Annotated in this window: 16 protein-coding genes; 9 read left to right on the forward strand and 7 right to left on the reverse strand. The window is 41.0% G+C overall.

Annotated features, from left to right (window positions below; genetic code table 11):
• The first annotated feature begins 608 nt into the window (after positions 1 to 608).
• From F7734_RS14575 to hpt, 5 genes are all read left to right on the forward strand, one after another.
• Positions 609 to 2,015: an NB-ARC domain-containing protein gene (locus F7734_RS14575; protein WP_155745390.1), complete on the forward strand. Its 1,407-nt coding sequence runs from the start codon at positions 609 to 611 to the stop codon at positions 2,013 to 2,015.
• A 498-nt stretch (positions 2,016 to 2,513) separates the two neighbouring features.
• Positions 2,514 to 3,791, forward strand: a complete 1,278-nt coding sequence (locus F7734_RS14580; RefSeq protein WP_155745391.1) for a hypothetical protein — start codon at positions 2,514 to 2,516, stop codon at positions 3,789 to 3,791.
• A 442-nt stretch (positions 3,792 to 4,233) separates the two neighbouring features.
• Complete coding sequence (locus F7734_RS14585; protein WP_155745392.1) at positions 4,234 to 4,425, forward strand: hypothetical protein; 192 nt, start codon at positions 4,234 to 4,236, stop codon at positions 4,423 to 4,425.
• 161 nt (positions 4,426 to 4,586) lie between these two features.
• On the forward strand, positions 4,587 to 6,245 hold the full coding sequence (gene ade / locus F7734_RS14590; RefSeq protein ID WP_155745393.1) for an adenine deaminase: 1,659 nt from the start codon (positions 4,587 to 4,589) through the stop codon (positions 6,243 to 6,245).
• A gap of 146 nt (positions 6,246 to 6,391) precedes the next feature.
• Positions 6,392 to 6,919: a hypoxanthine phosphoribosyltransferase gene (gene hpt / locus F7734_RS14595; protein WP_155745394.1), complete on the forward strand. Its 528-nt coding sequence runs from the start codon at positions 6,392 to 6,394 to the stop codon at positions 6,917 to 6,919.
• A 5-nt stretch (positions 6,920 to 6,924) separates the two neighbouring features.
• Here the strand turns inward: hpt and F7734_RS14600 are convergent, their stop codons facing one another.
• Complete coding sequence (locus F7734_RS14600) at positions 6,925 to 7,218, reverse strand: hypothetical protein (RefSeq protein WP_155745395.1); 294 nt, start codon at positions 7,216 to 7,218, stop codon at positions 6,925 to 6,927.
• Positions 7,219 to 7,232: 14 nt separating this feature from the next.
• Between F7734_RS14600 and F7734_RS14605 the strand changes: the two genes are divergently transcribed.
• Positions 7,233 to 7,472, forward strand: a complete 240-nt coding sequence (locus F7734_RS14605) for a hypothetical protein (protein WP_155745396.1) — start codon at positions 7,233 to 7,235, stop codon at positions 7,470 to 7,472.
• A 90-nt stretch (positions 7,473 to 7,562) separates the two neighbouring features.
• Here the strand turns inward: F7734_RS14605 and F7734_RS14610 are convergent, their stop codons facing one another.
• Entirely contained in the window at positions 7,563 to 10,388 is a 2,826-nt protein-coding gene (locus F7734_RS14610) for a cation-transporting P-type ATPase (RefSeq protein ID WP_155745397.1), read from the reverse strand.
• A gap of 1,072 nt (positions 10,389 to 11,460) precedes the next feature.
• On the opposite strand from F7734_RS14610, the gene fusA reads away from it, so the two are divergent.
• Positions 11,461 to 13,506, forward strand: coding sequence for an elongation factor G (gene fusA, locus F7734_RS14615; protein WP_155745398.1), 2,046 nt, complete (start codon positions 11,461 to 11,463; stop codon positions 13,504 to 13,506).
• Positions 13,507 to 13,585: 79 nt separating this feature from the next.
• On the opposite strand, the gene F7734_RS14620 is transcribed toward fusA, so the two are convergent.
• The 5 genes from F7734_RS14620 to F7734_RS14640 form a co-directional block, all read right to left on the reverse strand.
• Positions 13,586 to 13,825 (reverse strand): hypothetical protein, encoded by a 240-nt coding sequence (locus F7734_RS14620; protein ID WP_155745399.1) that lies wholly within the window; start codon positions 13,823 to 13,825, stop codon positions 13,586 to 13,588.
• Positions 13,826 to 14,113: 288 nt separating this feature from the next.
• Entirely contained in the window at positions 14,114 to 15,184 is a 1,071-nt protein-coding gene (locus tag F7734_RS14625; RefSeq protein ID WP_155745400.1) for a Photosystem Q(B) protein 1, read from the reverse strand.
• 278 nt (positions 15,185 to 15,462) lie between these two features.
• Positions 15,463 to 15,789, reverse strand: a complete 327-nt coding sequence (locus F7734_RS14630) for a protease inhibitor I42 family protein (RefSeq protein WP_166481918.1) — start codon at positions 15,787 to 15,789, stop codon at positions 15,463 to 15,465.
• A 494-nt stretch (positions 15,790 to 16,283) separates the two neighbouring features.
• Entirely contained in the window at positions 16,284 to 16,748 is a 465-nt protein-coding gene (locus F7734_RS14635; protein WP_155745402.1) for a hypothetical protein, read from the reverse strand.
• A gap of 101 nt (positions 16,749 to 16,849) precedes the next feature.
• The gene (locus tag F7734_RS14640; protein WP_155745403.1) at positions 16,850 to 17,935 is read right to left on the reverse strand and encodes a C1 family peptidase; all 1,086 of its coding nucleotides are present in this window, start codon (positions 17,933 to 17,935) and stop codon (positions 16,850 to 16,852) included.
• A gap of 665 nt (positions 17,936 to 18,600) precedes the next feature.
• On the opposite strand from F7734_RS14640, the gene F7734_RS14645 reads away from it, so the two are divergent.
• Complete coding sequence (locus F7734_RS14645; protein WP_155745404.1) at positions 18,601 to 19,068, forward strand: Hsp20/alpha crystallin family protein; 468 nt, start codon at positions 18,601 to 18,603, stop codon at positions 19,066 to 19,068.
• Between the two features lie 87 nt (positions 19,069 to 19,155).
• The gene (locus tag F7734_RS14650; protein WP_207714103.1) at positions 19,156 to 19,842 is read left to right on the forward strand and encodes a helix-turn-helix transcriptional regulator; all 687 of its coding nucleotides are present in this window, start codon (positions 19,156 to 19,158) and stop codon (positions 19,840 to 19,842) included.
• The last annotated feature ends 451 nt before the right edge of the window (positions 19,843 to 20,293 follow it).

Below are 20,293 nucleotides of genomic sequence, written 5' to 3' on the forward strand. Positions count from 1 at the left end.
TCGCCATTTCTGAATAAAAAATAAATCTTTAATAACCTTGGTGAAAATTGGTAAAAGTCCTTAAATTCGGTTAGGATTACTAAATTTTCCTCAAAATATTTGCCCTACTTATACTCCAGCTATATATTTAGGCAAGCAGTATTACAATCACATCCATCAACTGGAGCCAAAATTGTTATTTCATCAGAATTAGGCATTCCAACAGTTGAAGAAGTTAGCAGTTAACTGCTCCTATCTGAACACAAACCGTAAAATTACTTAATACCGAAATTAGACAAAAGCAGGTAACATAGAAGTCAATACTGCTCGGATAAGGAAATTGTAGGTTGGGTAAACCCGTGTGTGAAACCCAACAAATGCTGATAAATGTTGGGTTTCGTTCCTCAACCCAACCTACCTTAAATTTGAATTTTTAGCTTAACCGACAAGTATTGACATAAAAGTTTGTCGAGTTGTAGATAACCTTTAGTGCTTCGCTTCTTAAACCATTTCCCAAAACTTTTGTAAGTTATTTATTCTCTGCTAGGGTATCTTTTTTTACCCAATCTGAACAGATAATATCTCCCATTCATAAATGTTGTATTTACATACTTCTTCAGAGGTTTTCAATGCAGCCCCAAAAACGAAGCCGTAGACGTGGTGTGATCCTAACGCCTCAGGGATTTCAGAAGGTTCAAAGCGCAAAGTCTGAATTGGAAAGTTGTGAAAATTTCAATAAACGCTATACTCTTGCAGATTTGAGTGTTCGTACTGGCTTAGATCCAGATACCCTGGCAAAAGTATTTGCCTGTGAAGTCGGTGTAGATAAGCAAACATTGAAGTGCTGTTTTAGGGCATTTAATCTAGAGCTAGAACTCACTGACTACCAGCTTGCAAATTCAACATCTAAACTTTCAAATCAAACTACATGGGGAGAAGCGCCAGATGTCTCTCTTTTTTATGGACGAACTGAAGAGTTGGCAACACTAAAGCAGTGGATTTTAAATGAGTTTCCTGTGGAAAGGCAAAGCCAACGTTGTCGTCTCATCACCTTATTGGGAATGGGCGGTATGGGTAAAACCTATTTATCCGTGAAGCTAGTTCAACAGATTCAGGATAAATTCGAGTTCGTCATTTGGCGATCGCTATTGCCCCTTCCTTCTTTAAAAGACTTATTATCGGATCTGATTGTCTTCTTGTCCAATGGACAGGATACTGATTTACCAGACAACACGCATAGCAGAACCTCACGCCTGATTCATTATTTGCAACTCCACCGTTGCCTGCTGGTTTTAGATAATGCTGATATTGTGTTGCAAGAGCATACTGTCCAAAAGCGTGGTTATAGGAATTGTATGTGCTTTCCATACAAAGGAGATCGAGAGTATCGTGAATTCTTTAAAAGAGTAGGAGAAAGCACTCATCAAAGTTGCCTCATTTTAACGAGCCGCGATCGATTTAAAGAGATAGCTCCTTTGGAAGGAGATACACGACCGATTAGAGTGTTTTATCTCAAAGGATTGCAGGTGCCAGAAGTTCGAGCGCTCTTCAAAACCAAAGCTGCTTTTAAGGGTACTCGAGATGATTGGAGCAGGTTGGTAAAATATTATGCAGGAAATCCTCTTGCCTTAAACTTTGTTGCCGCCACAATCCAGCACTTATTTAATAACAACATTTGTGATTTTTTGGAACAACATATCATAGTTTTTGGTGAAGTGTTCAACCTGTTAGAAGAACAATTCAACGACTTATCAGACACGGCTAAAGAGGTTCTCAAATGCCTAGCTTTCAATCAGCGACCTTTATCCTTGTTAGAACTGCGATCGCATATAAAAATTTCTATCTCATCCCAAGTCCTGTTAGAAGCTTTAGAGTCTCTGACAGCGCGGTCGCTTATTGAAACAAAGGCTTCTTTCTTCTCACTTCAACCTTTAGTCATGGAATATGTCAATTCTCGATACATTCGAGAAAAGAGCACAAAAGCCCAGCAAATCGATTTTCTTAACAAAGAACCTCAGCTTCAAATTGTGGAGTAAAGTGTAACTATACCTAAAAGCGATCCGGATCTATAAGCATAAGCGAATTTTAACTAAAGTAGTTTTGAAGTTATAAGTAGTAAAAGATTTTTTACTATTTATCTTATTCTTTAAGTAAAATTTTTGGACTACAACTCTTTTTGTCTATCTTTTAAAATTCCTTTACAGAGGGAAAAATCTGGGTTCAGAATCTGAACTGATGACAAATTTGTTAAGTTCCTTTAATCAGTATAAACCCTCACAAGTTACTCACATTTGCTCTTCAAAATAAAGATGTTCAAATTGAACATCTCTATCAAAGACTGATACTGACGAAGAAGACAGGTTCAAAACTCCGGCATCAATATGTACCGAATCGAGATTTAAATTTCTCAAACCTGTGACAGGCGAACAACTCTAAGTTACAGAAATCACTATCAACATTAACTTGTAAGAAAACTTAGGTTTCTCCCGAATTTCTAAGACAACTGGGTTTTAGTTGCTTACTGGAGGTCAATCTTGTTTAAATCCCGTATCAAAAGAAGCGCGATTGCTTTCTCATTCTTTGCGGCAGTACTGACTGTGTGCCAGTCAGTTTCTGCTCAGCTCAATGTTGGGCGGTATGGTATTCAACCAGGGCTGGAGCCAATATATCTCCAATACCAGCTATTAGGGCAAGATCTTTCCAAGATGGAAGGCATTTCTGTATGCACTGTTGGATTTGGTCTCGGCTGCAACAAAACTGGAACACTCATGCAGCAATTACTTGAATCCAACAACAGATCCAGCTACTACGACCTGCTGATGCAAGCGGCTGGTGGGGAGGAAAACTTCCGGAATTTTGCTTCTTTCTACGGTAACAATCCTAATCTCCCTTATGTACCATACGCTTCATTCTGGCAAAACGATACCCCCTACATCTTAGACGGATATCGTTACCTTCTTGGAGGTGCAGTAAGTCGGACTCCTGTAGAAGGTCTGGGACTTGTCACCAACAACTTCTACTGGGCACCACTACAAGGAGTCGGTAACTCGCTCGATCTTCGCAGTGGATTGCTCAACTTGAAATACTCATACGGACGTCTGTTGTTTGAGGAACTGGCAAAAATTCCCAATGCCCAACAGCAAATTCAGAGACTAAATTTGCCCTCAAATATCAGGCAGTTTTATTTGAGTCACCTCTCAAGTGGGTTGCGTGCGTTAAACACTGGAGATGAAACGCTACTCAAACAGAGTGTTCTTGATACACTCTCCTTACCATTCTCCCCTAATAGTGGGGAATTTAATCGCTCAAATATCGGCATTCCTCAGGAGTTTAATCGGCTGATTGGGTTAGATCTTCCAGGAGAGGTTTTTGTCAGGGCATTTCCAGTATTGCCGACACTAGAAGTGGTAAGCCAAGGTATTCCTTCGATTTCTGTAGGAGATACTTTCGTTCAAGAAGATTCCAATAACCGATTCCCTGGTTGGCTCCTTGGCGGTGCTGGTCTTGCTGCACTTTTTGCTATTCTATCTCTGAGTGGAGGCAGTTCCTCACATTCCAGACCCAGTAATGCGATCGCAGTTACACCCGCCGTTGGCTCTGGGTCTAATCCCATCGAATATGGTCTTACTCCTGTTGGCGGAAGCGTTTCTTCTGAGCGCAACCAAATCATAGAGGTTCCGCCAGCCCCGAGCGTTATTCCTGCACCAGGAGAGCAATTTAAAAAAGTACCGGAACCGTCAGTCATAAAGCCCCTGATTTTGCTGATTCTTCTACTGTGCATACTCAACTGCAAAAAAGGTGTACGTACTTAATTAGGTTACATTTTCATCATCGGGAAGCATGGATTTCGTGATTTTTTCACGCTTGACAGAATTTGATTCTATGATTTTTTCCAAATTCTCCGAACTGGATTATGTCTACCTTGAGAAAGTCGCACAGGCGCATAAAGTAGCACCTAGCCTACAAAGACACTAAAGAAAACTCCAGTCGAGACTTACACCTTGACAGAGATAATCTAGCGTGGCTTCACTATGATAGAGAGTTTGTCACATAACGTATTTACGTTCCGTTGTGGTTGTTAAAAATTACTTCTCAAAATTGAGTGAGTATTAAAAATAGGCTAAACTGCGTGTAGAAGCAGGCAGAATATTAGTATCACTCGGCAACAAATCTTAATTTATTATTTGAAAACACAAAAGTCATCTACATGGGTTTTGTCAGAAGATATCAGATGGCGTTAAGGAGGTCCCTGTCATGGAAAAAGAATATATGGAGATTTTAGAAATATTAACTGATAAATTGACATTGTCTGCTATCTTAGAAATGCTAGAGCGAATATGTCACAAAAGAGCAGAAAACCTGAGAAATCATTGGCAAGATGAGACTTCAGCAAAGCTTTGGGAGAAAGCTGCTAAACAGATAGAACAGATAAATGTTGATGTTTGATTAAACAATAAAGCCCGGTCAATAAAAGGCAGCAGGTTCTGGATTGCTAAGGATAAAAGCAATGCAAGAGCGCCCCTACGACTGTGGTCTATTTACCTGAAAATGGCTGTAAAGTAAATGAGAATCTTTTCATCTCCCGTGGTTTTCCCGGAGGGTGGGTTATGGCAAACTTCAGCATTTCTGGAAACATCGTAGACGTTCTCCACAAAACCATATTTCCCGGAACAGTTTTCATCAACAACGGACGTATTCAAGCGATCGCCTACGGTGAGGCACAACCCAACGCACAGAAAAATGGGCACTCCGAAGACCAATATATCCTTCCCGGTTTTATTGATGCCCACGTTCATATCGAAAGTTCTATGCTCGTACCAACTGAATTTGCCCGTTTGGCAACGGTACATGGTACAGTAGCAGCAGTTTCTGACCCCCACGAAATTGCCAATGTTTTAGGGTTAGAAGGTATTCGTTTTATGCTTGCCAATGCTGCCCAAACACCGTTCACAATCGTGTTTGGTGCTCCTTCGTGCGTACCTGCAACTAGGTTTGAAACAGCAGGAGCAGAACTGACAGCCAAAGAAATTCGCGAACTTTTTGAGCAAGATGGCATCTCTTATCTCAGCGAAGTGATGAACGTTCCTGGCGTTTTAAACCGCACAACTGAGGTCATGGAAAAAATCCGTATTGCCCAAGAATTAGGATATCCAGTTGATGGACATGCACCGGGATTGTGTGGTGAGGCAGCACGTCACTATGCTGATGCTAAAATTACTACCGACCACGAATGCTGCACTTTGGCGGAAGCGTTGGATAAACTTGCAGTGGGAATGAAGATTATAATTCGTGAGGGTTCGGCAGCTAAAAATTTTGAGACACTACATAGTTTGATTGATTCCCACCCGGATCGATGTATGTTTTGTAGCGATGACAAGCATCCTGATGATTTGGTCAAAGGGCATATCAACGAACTGGTGCGGCGTGCTGTAGCATTAGGTCATGATGTCATGAATGTGCTGCAAATTGCCTGTGTAAATCCTGTCAGTCATTACAAAATGAATGTAGGATTGCTGCAAGTTGGAGACCCAGCTGATTTAATTGTGGTAAAAAATTTACAAGACTTTACCGTAGTGTCTACCTATTGCAAAGGGATTTTAGCAGCGAAATCGGGACAAGCTATGCTTCCATCTGTGCCAGTCACACCGATAAATCACTTTCTCGCTGCTCAAAAACAGGTGGCAGATTTTCGCATTCCTGCAAACGGCTCGACTGTGCGTGCGATAGCAGCAGTTGACGGACAGTTAACCACAACTGAAAAGCATTTACCAGCCCATATTCAAAATGGCGAAGTGACTTCAGATATAGAACATGATGTTCTCAAAATTACCGTTGTCAACCGTTACAAAAATACGCCACCTGCCGTAGGATTCATTCAGAATTTTGGACTCAAACGGGGAGCGATCGCTTCTAGTGTGGCTCATGATTCCCACAATATCGTGGCTGTTGGTACAACTGACGAGGAACTCTGCGCGGCGGTGAATGCGGTGATTGAGGCTCAAGGAGGTCTTGCTGTAGTAGATAACACTACTATCCAAGTGCTTAATTTACCTGTTGCTGGACTGATGAGTGATGCCGACGGCTATATGGTAGCAAAACAGTATGCTCACATGGATAGTTGGGCAAAACGCTTGGGTTCTCAACTATTAGCACCATTTATGACACTTTCTTTCATGGCACTGCTGGTGATTCCCGATTTAAAGTTGAGCGATCGCGGGTTGTTTAGTGGTAAAGATTTCCAGTTTGTTTCTCTGTGGATTGCTTGAAGGCTTCTTGTGAAAAGCCATAATCTATTTTACTGCCCAAATTGATGTTCTAAATGACAGTCAACCACTTTTCAAACATCTTCTTATCGGGGAGGGTTAATAAAGTTGATTATAGAGGTAAAATCTCGTATTTGGTTAAGATAGGTATGAAAAAACAACTAGTTCAGTTAATATCTCAAGAAGAGATCGCTGTGACAGTCAACCGACTAGCGAAAGAATTAGACAGGGATTATGAAAATCGCTCTCTATTACTAGTAGGAATACTCAAAGGCAGTTTTATCTTTCTAGCTGACTTAGTTAGAAAGATAAACACAACTATCTGTAATATTGAATTTATAAGCATTTCCAGCTATGGAGCCTCTACAGTCACTTCAGGACAAGCCACTATAATAATGGGTTTGCCAAAGGAAAAGGTAATGGGTCAAGATGTGATTGTTGTTGAGGACATTGTAGATACTGGCATCACCACTGCTACAGTCTTGAACTATCTAAAAAACTACGATCCTGCTTCCCTCAGACTGTGTACTTTATTAAATAAACCTGCCCGTAGGCAAATACCAGTCACTATAGATTATTTAGGGTTTACAGTACCCGATTGCTTTATCGTTGGCTATGGTATTGATTTTAACCAGGAGTACCGACAACTACCCGCAATCTACGCTCTAGAGGAATAGCTGAATTACTCAATCACTTGAACAATCGCCTCAAATCGATCGATTGTTGATTGTTCACCAGCCCATTCACGCCACTTGTTTAGGTAATTTCCTGGCGAAAACAGAATAAGAGAATACTCAATACTACCAAACGTAAAGAGTATTGACTTTCCCATCATCGCCTTCATAGAAATTAGCACCTTTACCAGTTGCTTTGCTGGATAAATTAGACTGTCAAAACTACTAACGTAGTTAGATGCTTCCAATTGAAAGTCATCTCCTCCTGGAGGAGGCTTTAGATGGGCATAGTGGTTCACCACTTTGAATTTAAGGGGTGATTAAAAAACCGCAAAGACGCAAAGAGCGCGAAGGAAGAGGACAAAAAGATGAGCCAGAACATCGTTTTACCTATCAATATGAAATGTTAACTGAAAAATACAACGCTAAAGATCTGATTGTTTTCTCAATTATGAAACTAGTGCAACATAAGATGAAAAAATTAAAACTTATTGAGCATTCGATCCACACGTTAGTACCTACTCATTCACAGTTCCTCTTGCTGATACGAGTGTAGATAGTGGGTTGGATGTGTGGTTGATTGCACACGCTGTCGTCTGTTTCACATCATAATACAGTAGGGGCGAACGGTTGTTCGCCCTTACAACTATGCATCAACAGTATGATTGGTCTTTCCTTTTTTAATGTTTAAATTTTTTAAATTCAGCTTTCTGATTTCATCAGCAGCTAAAACTAACGGTGGACACAGCAACAATACCAACAGTTGTAAGGGATTTAAATCTGTTGTCGCAAAGATTGTTTGTAGGGGTGGTAAGTAAATAATTGAGAAAATCAAAACCCACTCTACAAAAATCCCCAACCAAATTAGGCGGTTGCTGAAAAAGCCTAAATCAAAAATAGAAGTTCGTTCCGAACGACACGCAAAAACGTTACCATCTTGACAAGCGACAATCGTGGCTAATGTCACCGTTATTGCTTCATGGTAAATTGCTAGTGTTGATGCACTGGCAGAGTGAGATAAAATCGATGGGCTAAGGGCTTGTAAATCTACGATTCCATAACCATGACTCCACCAAACTAACAAAAATCCTGTCATTCCAACTAAAGCTTCAATTAGCCCCAAAAAACAGTAGGCACGAATGAGTAGAGGGAAATCCATCAAGGTTTGGGATTTTTTCCGAGGAAGTTCGTGCATGGTTCCTACTTCGGGTCGTTCTGCACCAAGGGCTAGGGCTGGAATCATGTCTGTTCCTAAGTCAATTGCCAAAATTTGCAAAATTGTTAAAGCAGGTGGAATTTTGAGCACAACCATCATCAAAAAGGGGAAGAATTCCGCTACGTTGGAAGACAAAATATAAGTGATAAATTTACGTATGTTTTGATACACTGCTCGTCCCTGCTCAATGGCGCTAACGATGGTTGCAAAGTTATCATCTACAAGCACAATATCAGCAGCTTCACGAGCAACATCAGTGCCATTTATACCCATTGCTATGCCAATATTAGCAGCCCGTAAAGCTGGTGCGTCATTAACTCCATCTCCGGTTACTGCAACGATATGTCCTAAATCTTTGTACCCTTGTACGATTCTTAACTTTTGTTCTGGCATCATACGTGCAAAAACGACTACAGACCGATATTGCAAAAGGCGGCGGAGTTGAGCATCCGAGAGGCGTCCTATACCTTCACCCGTGACAACTCTTACTTTACCGTTGACTAAGCCAATACGTCGGGCGATCGCCTCGGCTGTGAGTCCGTAATCTCCTGTAATCATAGTTACTCTAATGCCTGCTCGGTGACAACGGGCGATGGCTTCTGCTACCTCCGGGCGGGGTGGGTCAATCATTGCTGCTAAACCGATAAAAATTAAGTTGTTTTCTAATGCACGGTCATCTAATTCTAAAAGCTCTGTCCCTCCTTTACGAGTCGCAATACCCAAAACTCGATATCCCTGTCTGGCAAGGTGGTCGTTTGTGGCTGCAACCTCAGTTTTTTCGACCTCTGTTAATTCTCGGATTTGTCCGTTTTGCAAAATCCAACCACAACGTTGCAACACTTCTAAAGGTCCACCCTTTGTAAAACTTAAGTACGGAGACTGATTGGACCAAACTTCAGATAATTGCCAATCTAAAACAACGGTCATCATTCTTCGCTGCGAATCAAAAGGAATTTCGCGAACTCTAGGAGACTGATGTTGCAATTGTTCAAGATTTAACCCACCTTTAATAGCAGCGACTAACAAAGCGGCTTCGGTAGGGTCGCCAATTTCTTGCCAAGTGCTAATACCTGCAGGATGAACTAGTTTAGCATTAGAACAGAATGATGCTCCAGCTAATAAAAGCTCTACCTGTCCACGGTCAGCCGTTCCTGGAATGCGAACTTTTCCCTCTGGAATATAGCCTACACCTGTCACCTCAATAGTAGTGTTAGGAATCCATAAAGCGCAAACGGTCATTTCATTTTTAGTGAGCGTACCTGTTTTGTCAGTGCAAATAACAGAGGTAGCGCTGAGGGTTTCTACGGCAGAGAGACGGCGAACTAAAGCATTACGCTTTGCCATTCGTTTAACACCGATAGCAAGGGCAAGGGTGACGGTAGGTAAAAGTCCTTCGGGTACAAAAGCGACAATAATGCCGATCGCAAAAATGAAGCTTTCTCGCAGTTTCATTCCTACTAACAAGTTAGTCAGTAGGAACACTATAGCCCCCATGCTGAGAGCTATGGCGGTAATGACTCTGACTATTTTAGAGATCTGAATTTCTAAAGTGCTAACTTCTTGTTGAATGTTTGTTGTCAAGCGAGCAACGTGACCAAATTCTGTTTGCGCTCCAGTCGCACTCACAACTGCTCGCCCTCGACCGGAAGCAACAGTAGAACCTGCAAAGACTAAGTTTGCTACCTCAGCCGGACGTAAGTTTTCGGTTGTAATAGGTTCCGCGTGTCTGGCTACAGGCAAAGATTCTCCTGTCAGCACGGATACATCTATAGAGAAGTTTTGAGCCCAAATGAGTCGAGCATCAGCGGAAATGCGATCGCCTTCTTCCAACTCAATCACATCACCAGGAACCAACTCTCGCGCCCCAACAACTTTTAGTGTACCCTCCCGATAAACTCGCACCTGTGCTGGCAGAACTTTTTTCAATGCAGATAAAGCCTTATGAGCCTGGAATTCTTGAGAAAAACTAAATATAGCATTTATCCAAATAACTGCCCAAATTGCCCAACCAAGTTCCGGTGTCCCGGAGATAAAAGCTAAAGTACCAGCAACCCATAACAGCAGAGCCATGAAATGGATCAACTGTTCGATAAAGCATAGAAGCATGGGTTTTTGAGGCGGTTCAGGAAGTTCGTTAAAACCGTAATGTTTCAGCCTTGACTCAACTTCTACTTCCTCTAGTCCTTGTGAGGAAGTAGTTAAACTTTCAAACACTTCCTCAGCCGTTAGTGTCCATATAGGATGATGAATTGACATTATTTTCCAACTTGTTAACTAATTTTTGTTAAGAGCGGATTTATTTTGAAGTTAGAATTCACTTTGAGCCTTTCACTAGCTCATTTATAGACTGCGTATATAGGGATGATATCTCTAAAATTTGAGCGAGCAAGCACAATTAAAAAAACGTAAAATCAAAAAGAACAGTGAGGGCGAACCGCCTTTCGCCCCTACTATACGTAGATAATTGTCTTATTTATAACATCTATTTGAAGTAGAAATTTTGTAGAGACGTACCATGGCACGTCTCTACACCCTCAATTCGTATTATCCTTTTCGGAAAATGGCATAAGCCAATGTGAATCGACATAATTTGGCGGTAGGGCTTTGGCAGTTCGATCAGATAGAATTGCTAGCAATTTTTATGAACTTCTTGTCTCTTATAAAGCAGGATGGGGATTAGCAAAATACAGCAACACTAACGCTAAAAGCAGAACACCTAATTTGACGATTAGGTAAGTAGCAGCATCTGATATTAATAGATCTCGCATAATATTCAACCTCCTTAAATATTGCTCTAATGAACAATTTTAGGCGCTTTTACTTCACCACATTTATATTTTCTCTTAAAATCCATGATGAGTCTTCTTTTTATCAGTCAATGTAATATTTTTTATCTTTTCTGGCTAATAGATAAAATTTTCTTCAACATGAGTTGTAAGAGGATGTGTGTCAAGTCTACCGTTGTATCAAGATCCCCCCTAGCCCCCTTAAAAAGGGGGGAAAATCTAATTTGTATTGCTCACACAATCCTCACATTTTTTCTTTAATTTAAGAAATGTACCGTTTCTGTATAAAGTTGCAATACATTTGACCCCCTGGCTAACACTGCTCTCTCCATCAGACTTAGATGTACATTGTCTAGTTGATGAAAGGGAACGACAGGGGATTTTTGTAAGGTATGCTTTCATAAGTTTACTTACAGCAGATTGTAACTAACTGAGGTACAGGTTGTTGTAAGGGCGCAAGGCAAGAGCGCCCCTACTTATGTACTTCATTTACCTCAAAAATGCTGTATATAAATAAATCCCTATTTTAGGCATGACGTACTATGGTCTTTCGCACTAACATTCGCAATATTGGTATTTCAGCGCACATTGATGCGGGAAAAACCACTATCTCAGAACGAATTCTTTTTTACACGGGTAAAATCCACAAGATTGAAGAGGTTGGTGGCGATGGAGATGGTGCAACTATGGATTATATGGAGTTGGAGCGTGAAAAGGGTATCACCATTACTTCAGCTGCTGTCACTTGCTTTTGGAATGAGACGCAAATCAATTTAATTGATACGCCCGGTCATGTTGACTTCACGATTGAAGTTGAGCGTTCTTTGCGAGTGTTGGATGGAGCAATTATGGTGTTGTGCGGTGTGGCGGGGGTGCAGTCTCAGTCTATTACAGTGGATAGGCAAATGAAGCGCTATCGCATTCCGCGTCTTGCTTTTATTAATAAATTAGATCGGGTTGGCGCAAATCCTTTCCGCGTTGTTGATGCGCTTATAGAAAAACTCCATTTAAATCCTGTTGTGCTCCAGTATCCTATCGGTTTGGAGGACAAGTTTGAGGGCGTCATCGATTTAATTGAGATGAATGCCCATTACTATGAAGGCGAAAATGGCGAAGCTTGGGCGAAAAAGCCAATTCCTGAAGAGTTACAGGAACAGGCGCAAGTAGCACGAGAAAAACTTTTGGATCGCATATCTATCCATTCGGAAGCCATGATGGTTAAGTTGTTGAGTGGGGAAGAGGTTCCCAAACACATGATTTGGGATGCTATTCGTCAAGGAACGCTCAATCTTGAATTTACGCCAGTGCTTATGGGTTCGGCATTCAAAAATCAGGGGGTGCAGAATTTATTGGATGCGGTGACGCTTTATTTACCGTCTCCTATGGAACGAGAAGTTGTCACTGCTATGGATGTTTCGACGGAAAGGGAGGTGAAGGTTTATCCCGAACCAACAGATCCAGTTGTGGCGCTGGCGTTTAAGCTGATTGATGATGAGTTTGGTCAGCTGACTTATATTCGCCTTTATTCTGGAACTCTCAAACATGGCGATCGCCTTTACAATAGTCGCACGAAAAAATTTTTTCGTGTCAATCGACTGGTAAGGATTGAGGTGGATAAGCGACAGGAACTTCTAGTTGCAGAAGCAGGGGAAATTATCGGGTTGATGGGGGTGGATTGTGCATCGGGTGATACTTTATGTCCGCCGGGAATAAATTTGTCTTTGGAAGGTATATTTGTACCAGAACCTGTCATGACTATTGCTATTACTCCAAAAAGCCAGGAAGATAGCGATCGCCTTGAAAAAGCACTACACCGCTTTGTTCGTGAGGACCCTACCTTACACGTCAGCACCGATCCAGAATCCCATAAAACTTTAATGTCGGGCATGGGAGAACTACATCTGGATATTTACTTAGAACGGATGAAAAGAGAATACCATGCAGAAGCCTATATTAGTCCTCCCGCAGTTGCGTACCGGGAAACGATTTCTCAAGGAGCAACCTTTGACTATACTCTAAAAAAACAACCTGGTGGTACGGGACAATACGCCCACGTAGTCGGTCGTTTAGAATTGTGCAAAGAACCTTTTGTGTTTGAGAACCGGGTTGTTGAAGGTGTTATTCCCAAGCAATTTATTGCGGCATGCGAACAAGGATTCTACGATGGGGTCAAAACAGGATGGCTCAAAGGTTATCCAATTATTGGGGTAAAGGTTATTTTGGAAGGCGGTTCCTATCATCCTGTTGATTCTTCAGAAATGGCATTTCGATTTGCTGCAAGACAAGGTTTTGAACAGGCATTTGCTCGGACTAATCCTGTCCTTTTAGAACCGATGATGTTGCTCGAAGTGGAAACACCGAGTCAGTTTTTGGGACGGATACAAGGTCAACTGCTATCTCTCCGTGGGTGCTTGTTGGGTTCAGAAACAAGAGACCAAGATGTTATTATCCGTGCAGAAGTTCCTTTAGCAGAGATGTTCGGTTATTCCACCAAATTACGTTCCCTTTCTCAAGGGATGGCAACGTTTTCAATGGAATTTTTAGAGTATCAAAAGTTGCCTGAAAACTGGGAAAGCAAAATTCGTTAAAGCCCGAGTTAACTTCTTGTTAACTGTCAACAGTTAATTTATATAGAATATGAATTAACATTTAATAGGTTTATTTAGGCTATTTTAATATCAATACCAAAATTAAATAATCCACTTTTTTAAGACCATAACCAGTAGCAGTTCCAAGCGAACCTCCTAAAAGCTCGCAACTGTTATTAATGAAATTACTAGCCAGTTCTTCACAAAAGTTTTTATTAGCCTCTTTGTTGCTCATATCTCCTCCTTTTGTTAGTCTGTAATTCTTTGGATGGTCGCCAACTGCCGCTGGATCTGCAAGGTGGCTTATTCCTGTTAACACTTACTCGGTGGCAGTTCATTCAGGATTGGGCTCAAGCCGGGGGTTTGATCCAAGCAGTTGGCGATATTGTCCTGTTATTCTTTGTCAGAAGTCGGACTGCCAATCATTTGATTGCCATCTTGAACAACGTATACTCCGCCAGATCTCGGCTTGGAGCATAGCTCAACAACAGGGATTTTTCACAAAAAGCTTCCGTTCCCTATTCTTTTTTCTGTAACTGCATATAGTTGAAGTTCGGTGTGATGAAGATATTGTGGTAAAGCTTTTATCAAAGCCAAACTGATGTTCTCAACTGACTCGAAGCGCATCACTACTAGTCAGGATAAGTGGAAAGTGATGGGCATTGGGTGCATGCATCGCCTGAATTCCTAAATTAGCTCGATTGAGAATATCGGCATGAGTTCTAATGACTTGACCTGTGCTGTCTAAAATTGAGTGATGGAAGTTTAATCCATTCAGGTTGAAAGCCATTGTACTGACACCAAGAGCAGCAAACCAAATACCAACTGTTGGTAAAGCAGCTAGCAGAAAATGAAAAGTGCGGTGGTTTTGACTACCGAACCAAGGAATGAGCAGTCTTCCCAAAAAGCCATTATGTCCTGCCAAATAGTTGTAGGTAACATTAGATTGAGAAAATTTGTATCCTGCATTGGGCGATTCATTCTCGGTGGTTGTATGAATCAAAGTTGAGGTTACTAAAGAACCATGTAACACGCTTAACAAAGCACCACCAAAGATCCCAGTCACTCCTAACATATGAAAAGGATGCATCAGGATATTGTGGTCGGCTTGGAATGCCAACATGAAGTGGAAAGTGCCTGCAATTCCCAACGGTAAACCATCAGAGAAGCTTCCTTGACCAATAGGATATACCAGTAATACTGCCGTTGCTGCAGCTACAGGCGCACTAAACGCAACCGCAATCCAAGGACGCATACCCAAACGATAACTTAACTCCCCAAGTCGTCCTAGATAGCACCAAACTCCAATGAGAAAGTGCAGCACGATTAATTGATACGGACCACCATTGTAAAGCCATTCATCAACCGAGCTTGCTTCCCAAATTGGATAAAAATGAAGACCGATAGCCGCAGAAGTGGGCACTACAGCGGCTGTAATTATATTGTTGCCACCCATTAAGGAACCAATAACAGGCTCTCGAATGCCATCTATATCTACAGGTGGTGCAACTATAAAGGCGATCGCAAAACAGGTGATGGCTGCTATTAAAGTAGGAATCATTAGCACGCCGAACCAGCCAATGTAAAAGCGGTTTTCTGTATCCGTTATCTTGGCGCAAAACTTATCCCAGACTTGTACTAACTCTAATTCGCGCCGACGTTGAATGATAGTACTCATGACTTGTAACTCCTGTTTCAAAGTGTTGAAGCTTCTCTGTTTATATCAAGCTTCAACTTAGTGAATCAAAAGGCTATATAAGAAGTCTTTACAACTAAAATTCTATAAAATTCTATGGCAGCCGTCATAAACTAGTTAAATATCTTTGTAATTCTTCGACTTCAATTACAAACATCGCAGTGTTGGCTGTAGTTAATAAATATAGCAAATTAACTGAAGAATCAAAATTCTCCATAGAAGAAAAACGAGCGCATCTTCAAGAAGAAAATACTCAGAGATTATTCCACTACTTGAATAGTGGTTTCAAATCGCTCGATTGTTGATTCTTCGCCAGACCATTCACGCCAGTTTTTTAATTGTAGTTTTATTTGTCCGGGATGATTGGCTTGAAAAATGAATACACGTTGTCCACCACTGCCAATAGCTCCATGGCTGAATTGGTTAAATTGGTCGTTTTTCAGTTGCAATACCTGTGTACTCAAATTTGGTGTTGACCAACGATAACCTGTTGTTGGGTTTTCGTCTAAACGAATAACAAGCATTTGCCCTCGCTTCAAGGTGATTGTTTTACCGTTGTCGATACTGGAAAGAGTCACTTCAGACATAGATCTTAATTGGTGTAATAATTTGGATGGGTGCTTACATAATTTTAGTTGATTGTTTAATGACAGAGCCCGGACGTAAGTGTTTGGCATTTCATCAGGTAACTGTAATATCCAAGCTACCAAGAATAGAGAAAAGATATGGGCTAGAAACATATAACAATCTTATTTGAGATCCGAAAACATGAGACAAGGGGGATAAGGAAGAAGCTGTTTGTAATCCATTTAGGACTGCTATAGTAGCAATTTCTGCTAGTAGAAAGCAAAAAATCTACATCAGAAAATGGTGGGCATTGCCCACCCTACAAATGCGATCGTTTTAAAGTATAAAAGGAGAAAACTTCTTATCTTCTACCAATTCTTTTTAAGGATGCATAGAATGAGCCTGCATTCGTCAAGCTTTGTTTGTTTAGCCTCAGGTTTCTAGCCTGAGATCGATATTACGCAACCTCATACAAAATTGATATTAAGCTTCTAGTTTAAGATAAGGTTCAGTCCTACCAAACGTAAAGAGTATTGACTTTCCCATCATCGCCTTCATAGAAATTAGCACCTTTACCAGTTGCTTTGGCATGGGCTGCAATCATGTTAAATGCCACGATCGCACTGTCTGAATTGTCAGCAAATTTTCGCCAACCAACTCCATCCACATACATCCAGGCATTGCGCCCCTCAGAACAATAACTCCAAAGCCCAACTATTTTTTTGTTAGTTTGCCACCCAGCAGCAACGGCTTCTCCTTGGCTCAGAAATTGGCTGGGCGGTTCTTTAGTTGGACGCTCTTCTACTTGAGTGAGAACTGTACTAGCTGGAGGGTTTTGTGTAGGGTAATCAAAAATTTTATTTTCCTCACTCAAACCATTGCTAGTGTTTGTTACTGCAACAAATGAAGGAGGTGTTTGACAAGGTTCACAATTCCGCTCTGTTGTTACAGGAAGAATTACGTCAGGTGTTTCGCTCATGATAAATCTCCTTAATTCAAGAATCTAAAACAGTCAGTAAATTGTTCAAATCAATGCCATGTTGTGGGAAGAGAAAAATGTCATGAATGTACGAGTTGTACTTACCATGCATAGACTTCGGTGATCATCCCTTGAAGTTGGTAAACTGATACTAGGCGTTCTTGTTGTTTGGAGGCAGTTAACTGAGCTAACATATCCAGGTGAGCGTTAACACTAGCAGTGCATAACCTACGCCAACCAATTCCATCACTCAGATAAACATAGGAGTTAAGGTCGGAGTTATTTGTCCATAAACCTTGAACCTTCACATTATTTAACCAACCTGTCTCAACAATACCGTCTACTGCGTATACCCAGGCTTCTATACCACACTCACCGTAAGCAATTTTGAAAAAGCCTTGCTCGCCCCAACCAGTTCCCCAACTATTCTTACAAATCCAAAATCCTTGGCTGTCATCGTAACCCACTATCGAGATACAGTGTCCACCTGCTAAATTACCAGTGACATGACGATAGACCCCGCTCTTATAAGCAAAAAAATCGTCATAGACGCTGAAGCAAGCACTGAGCGCACCGCGACTCGACAACCACTCTTTCATCGCGGACACATCGGAAATTTTATGGTATCCACCAATCAACACAAGGCGGTTTTGCCAATCCGAACAAAGTTTACAATCTTGGTTACCTGGGGTGTAGGGGAAGCAATCCTTATCAACAATACCCTTTTTTGCAGCTTCCATTGCCTTGTCAGCATACCAACCAGTGTTACAGTTAAAGCCTTCTGATTTTGCGTAACAATAGAACAAATGAGCTTCTGATAGATTTACATTTAGATTTGGATTATTCCTCTGACGGCGGAATGTTGCTTCGATTGTCGCAATCGTACCAAAAGCAACACAAGAACCGCAGTTACCTTGATCCTTCATAGGCGTGACAAAGCCCCCCGCCCGTAAATCGTAAGAAGTTGGAAATCCAAAGACTTGACCGTAGGTTTTGGCTGTTTTGAAAGCTTCAGAGTTAAGGCGAGCAATTTGTTCGCGTTCTTGTAAAGATGGTTCGCCTGGAGCTGGTTGGTACCCTAAACGTAGTTTCTTTTCTTCATCTGATAGCTCGGAGACACTAGTCACACCTGCTTGCCAAGAAGCATTTGCTAACTCAATAGCTGCTTGCAGTTTTACAACATCCATAAACATCTCCTCAAAGCGAAAAGTGAGTTGAAATTGGATTGAGTGATTTGCACACGGCATTTTTGATAGTTGAAAAATGCGAGTGCTTGTGATTTTTAAAATAGAAGATATGAAATAAAAACTCCTCCTCCTTTCCCAAGAGGTAGCTACTAGCGTTTTTTTATCATGCACCACACCGAGTTGACAAAGACGCTATTTTGTTGTTAACGCTAGTTAAAGGATAGTTATGAGAACTAAGGCGATCGCTTCCTTAGTGCTTCTCTTTGCTATTAGTGATTCAAACAGCAGAGGTAGCAAGGGGGAGAAGTTTTTATGCACCATGATATACGCAGTTTATCACAGCTACCTAATTGAAGGATAAAATGAAAATATGAGGATGTTGTGAGAAAAAAGGAACAATGTTTAAGAAATGATTAAACAATCAAAATAGAGTGATATAAGTATAGGAATGCAATAATTTTTCATAAATGCATAGATCGCAACTACACATATTGATAATTATTAGCGCCTACCTGCTTTGATGAGTTCATACTTATTCCTCACAAAATCCTCATATTTTGTTTCTATGTTTAAAGTAGAGTTAGTGAAAATGGCTCTACAAAAACTCAGCATAATAAAAACTCTTTCAACAATCTTTGCAAAAATTCATATTAGGAGGAACCAATATGCCGATAACGCTTTGGCGACCTTTTCAAGATATTGAACACTGGGAACCCCTTCACGAAATCGAAAACTTACAACGTCAGCTTAACCAGATGTTTGAGAGCATCATGCCAACCAGTGATGAAGATGCTATTGCAGTAACATTTATGCCTTCTGCGGAAATGAAAGAAACTGATGAGACTTTATCTCTCAGATTAGAAGTTCCAGGATTGGAGGCAAAAGATTTAGACGTGCAAGTTACAGAAACTACCGTTGCTATCAAAGGCGAACGCAAGTCTGAAACCAAAGTGGAAGACAAAGATATGGTGCGCTCTGAATTCTACTACGGTAGATTTGAACGGGTGATTCCTTTACCTAGTCATATTCAGACCGATCGAGTTCAAGCAGAGTATAAAAATGGCATTCTCACGCTTACCTTACCTAAAGTTAAACCCGAGAAGCGCAAAGCTGTAAAAATTAACTTAAAATAAGCCGTGTGAGAACCTTAATTGAAAACGGGGAGTGAGGATGAGTAAATTATACAACTCCTCACTCCGTCATAGTGTTGAAGGGAAAATATGCCATCACAGCAAAGGAGTTCTTTGAGTTGCGATCGCACGAATTTCCCAGAATGCGATCGCTGTATCCTGAATTTACTGCATCTTGACTTGATGCAGACAAATCAGAATAACCAGAAATTCAGCCAAGAGCAGCAAATACTAACACAATTTAAGCAAATCTTGGATTTTATCGGGGCGATCGTTTTGGCGAGCGATGGGCAAGTGCAACTCGTGACTCCACGGGCAGAACAATTGTTGAGCCAGTATTTTTTACCCCGTCGCGATCCACACTTATTGCCAGAACCTTTACAATATTGGTTTACACATCAGATTGCACAAATCACATTTAATGAATATGTGCCATCTTCCTGTTTACCCTTGCAAATGAAGCAAGTAGGAAGTAAATTACTGGTGAGTCTCATTCCCTACACTATTAAAGAGCAATATTTCTTGCTATTAGAGGAACAAGAACCACAATCCTTCTCTATTGATGATTTGGAATTGCTTGGACTCACTAAACGCGAGGCGGAAGTGCTATTTTGGATTGCCAAGGATAAAAGCAATGCTGGAATTGCAAAAGTACTGGGTTGTTCTGAAGGAACAATACGAAAACATCTGGAGCATCTTTACGAAAAACTGGGCGTGCAAACTCGGACAGGTGCGGTAATGGTTGCTCTGACAAAGTTGGGATTATTCAAAGGGTAATTTGTCGCAATATCTTCATATCCTTATACGCAGATCGTCGTATTGACCCTAAAATCTATTTCAAGAAGTATTGAATTATATAGGAGTCCTATTTGATTTTTGTTGGCATAGCTTGTACTTGCGTTTAAAAAATCCAAATCCCAGGATTCGTCTAGCCAAGGATTGGGCCTCAGTACACTTAACAAGAATCAAATCAGAATTCTGCATTTAAGTAGCAGGGTGTCATTGGACTAAAAATGATTTAGGAAATGTAGGAGTAAAATGTCTTACACAAGAACATAGCAACCAAGTCCTTTTAACTTTAACAAAGCAGGGGGTGCTAAGGACAGAAGGGATTTGTTATGGACGCAGTGAGACTGTCGATATGAGTGCAAGACTTGAAGGTGTAAGGGGTTTAAGTTCTTCGTCATAATCTCCGCAGAGGGCGGTCAACAATAACGGTGTGGATTTA

It is taken from the genome of Scytonema sp. UIC 10036 (assembly GCF_009725235.1).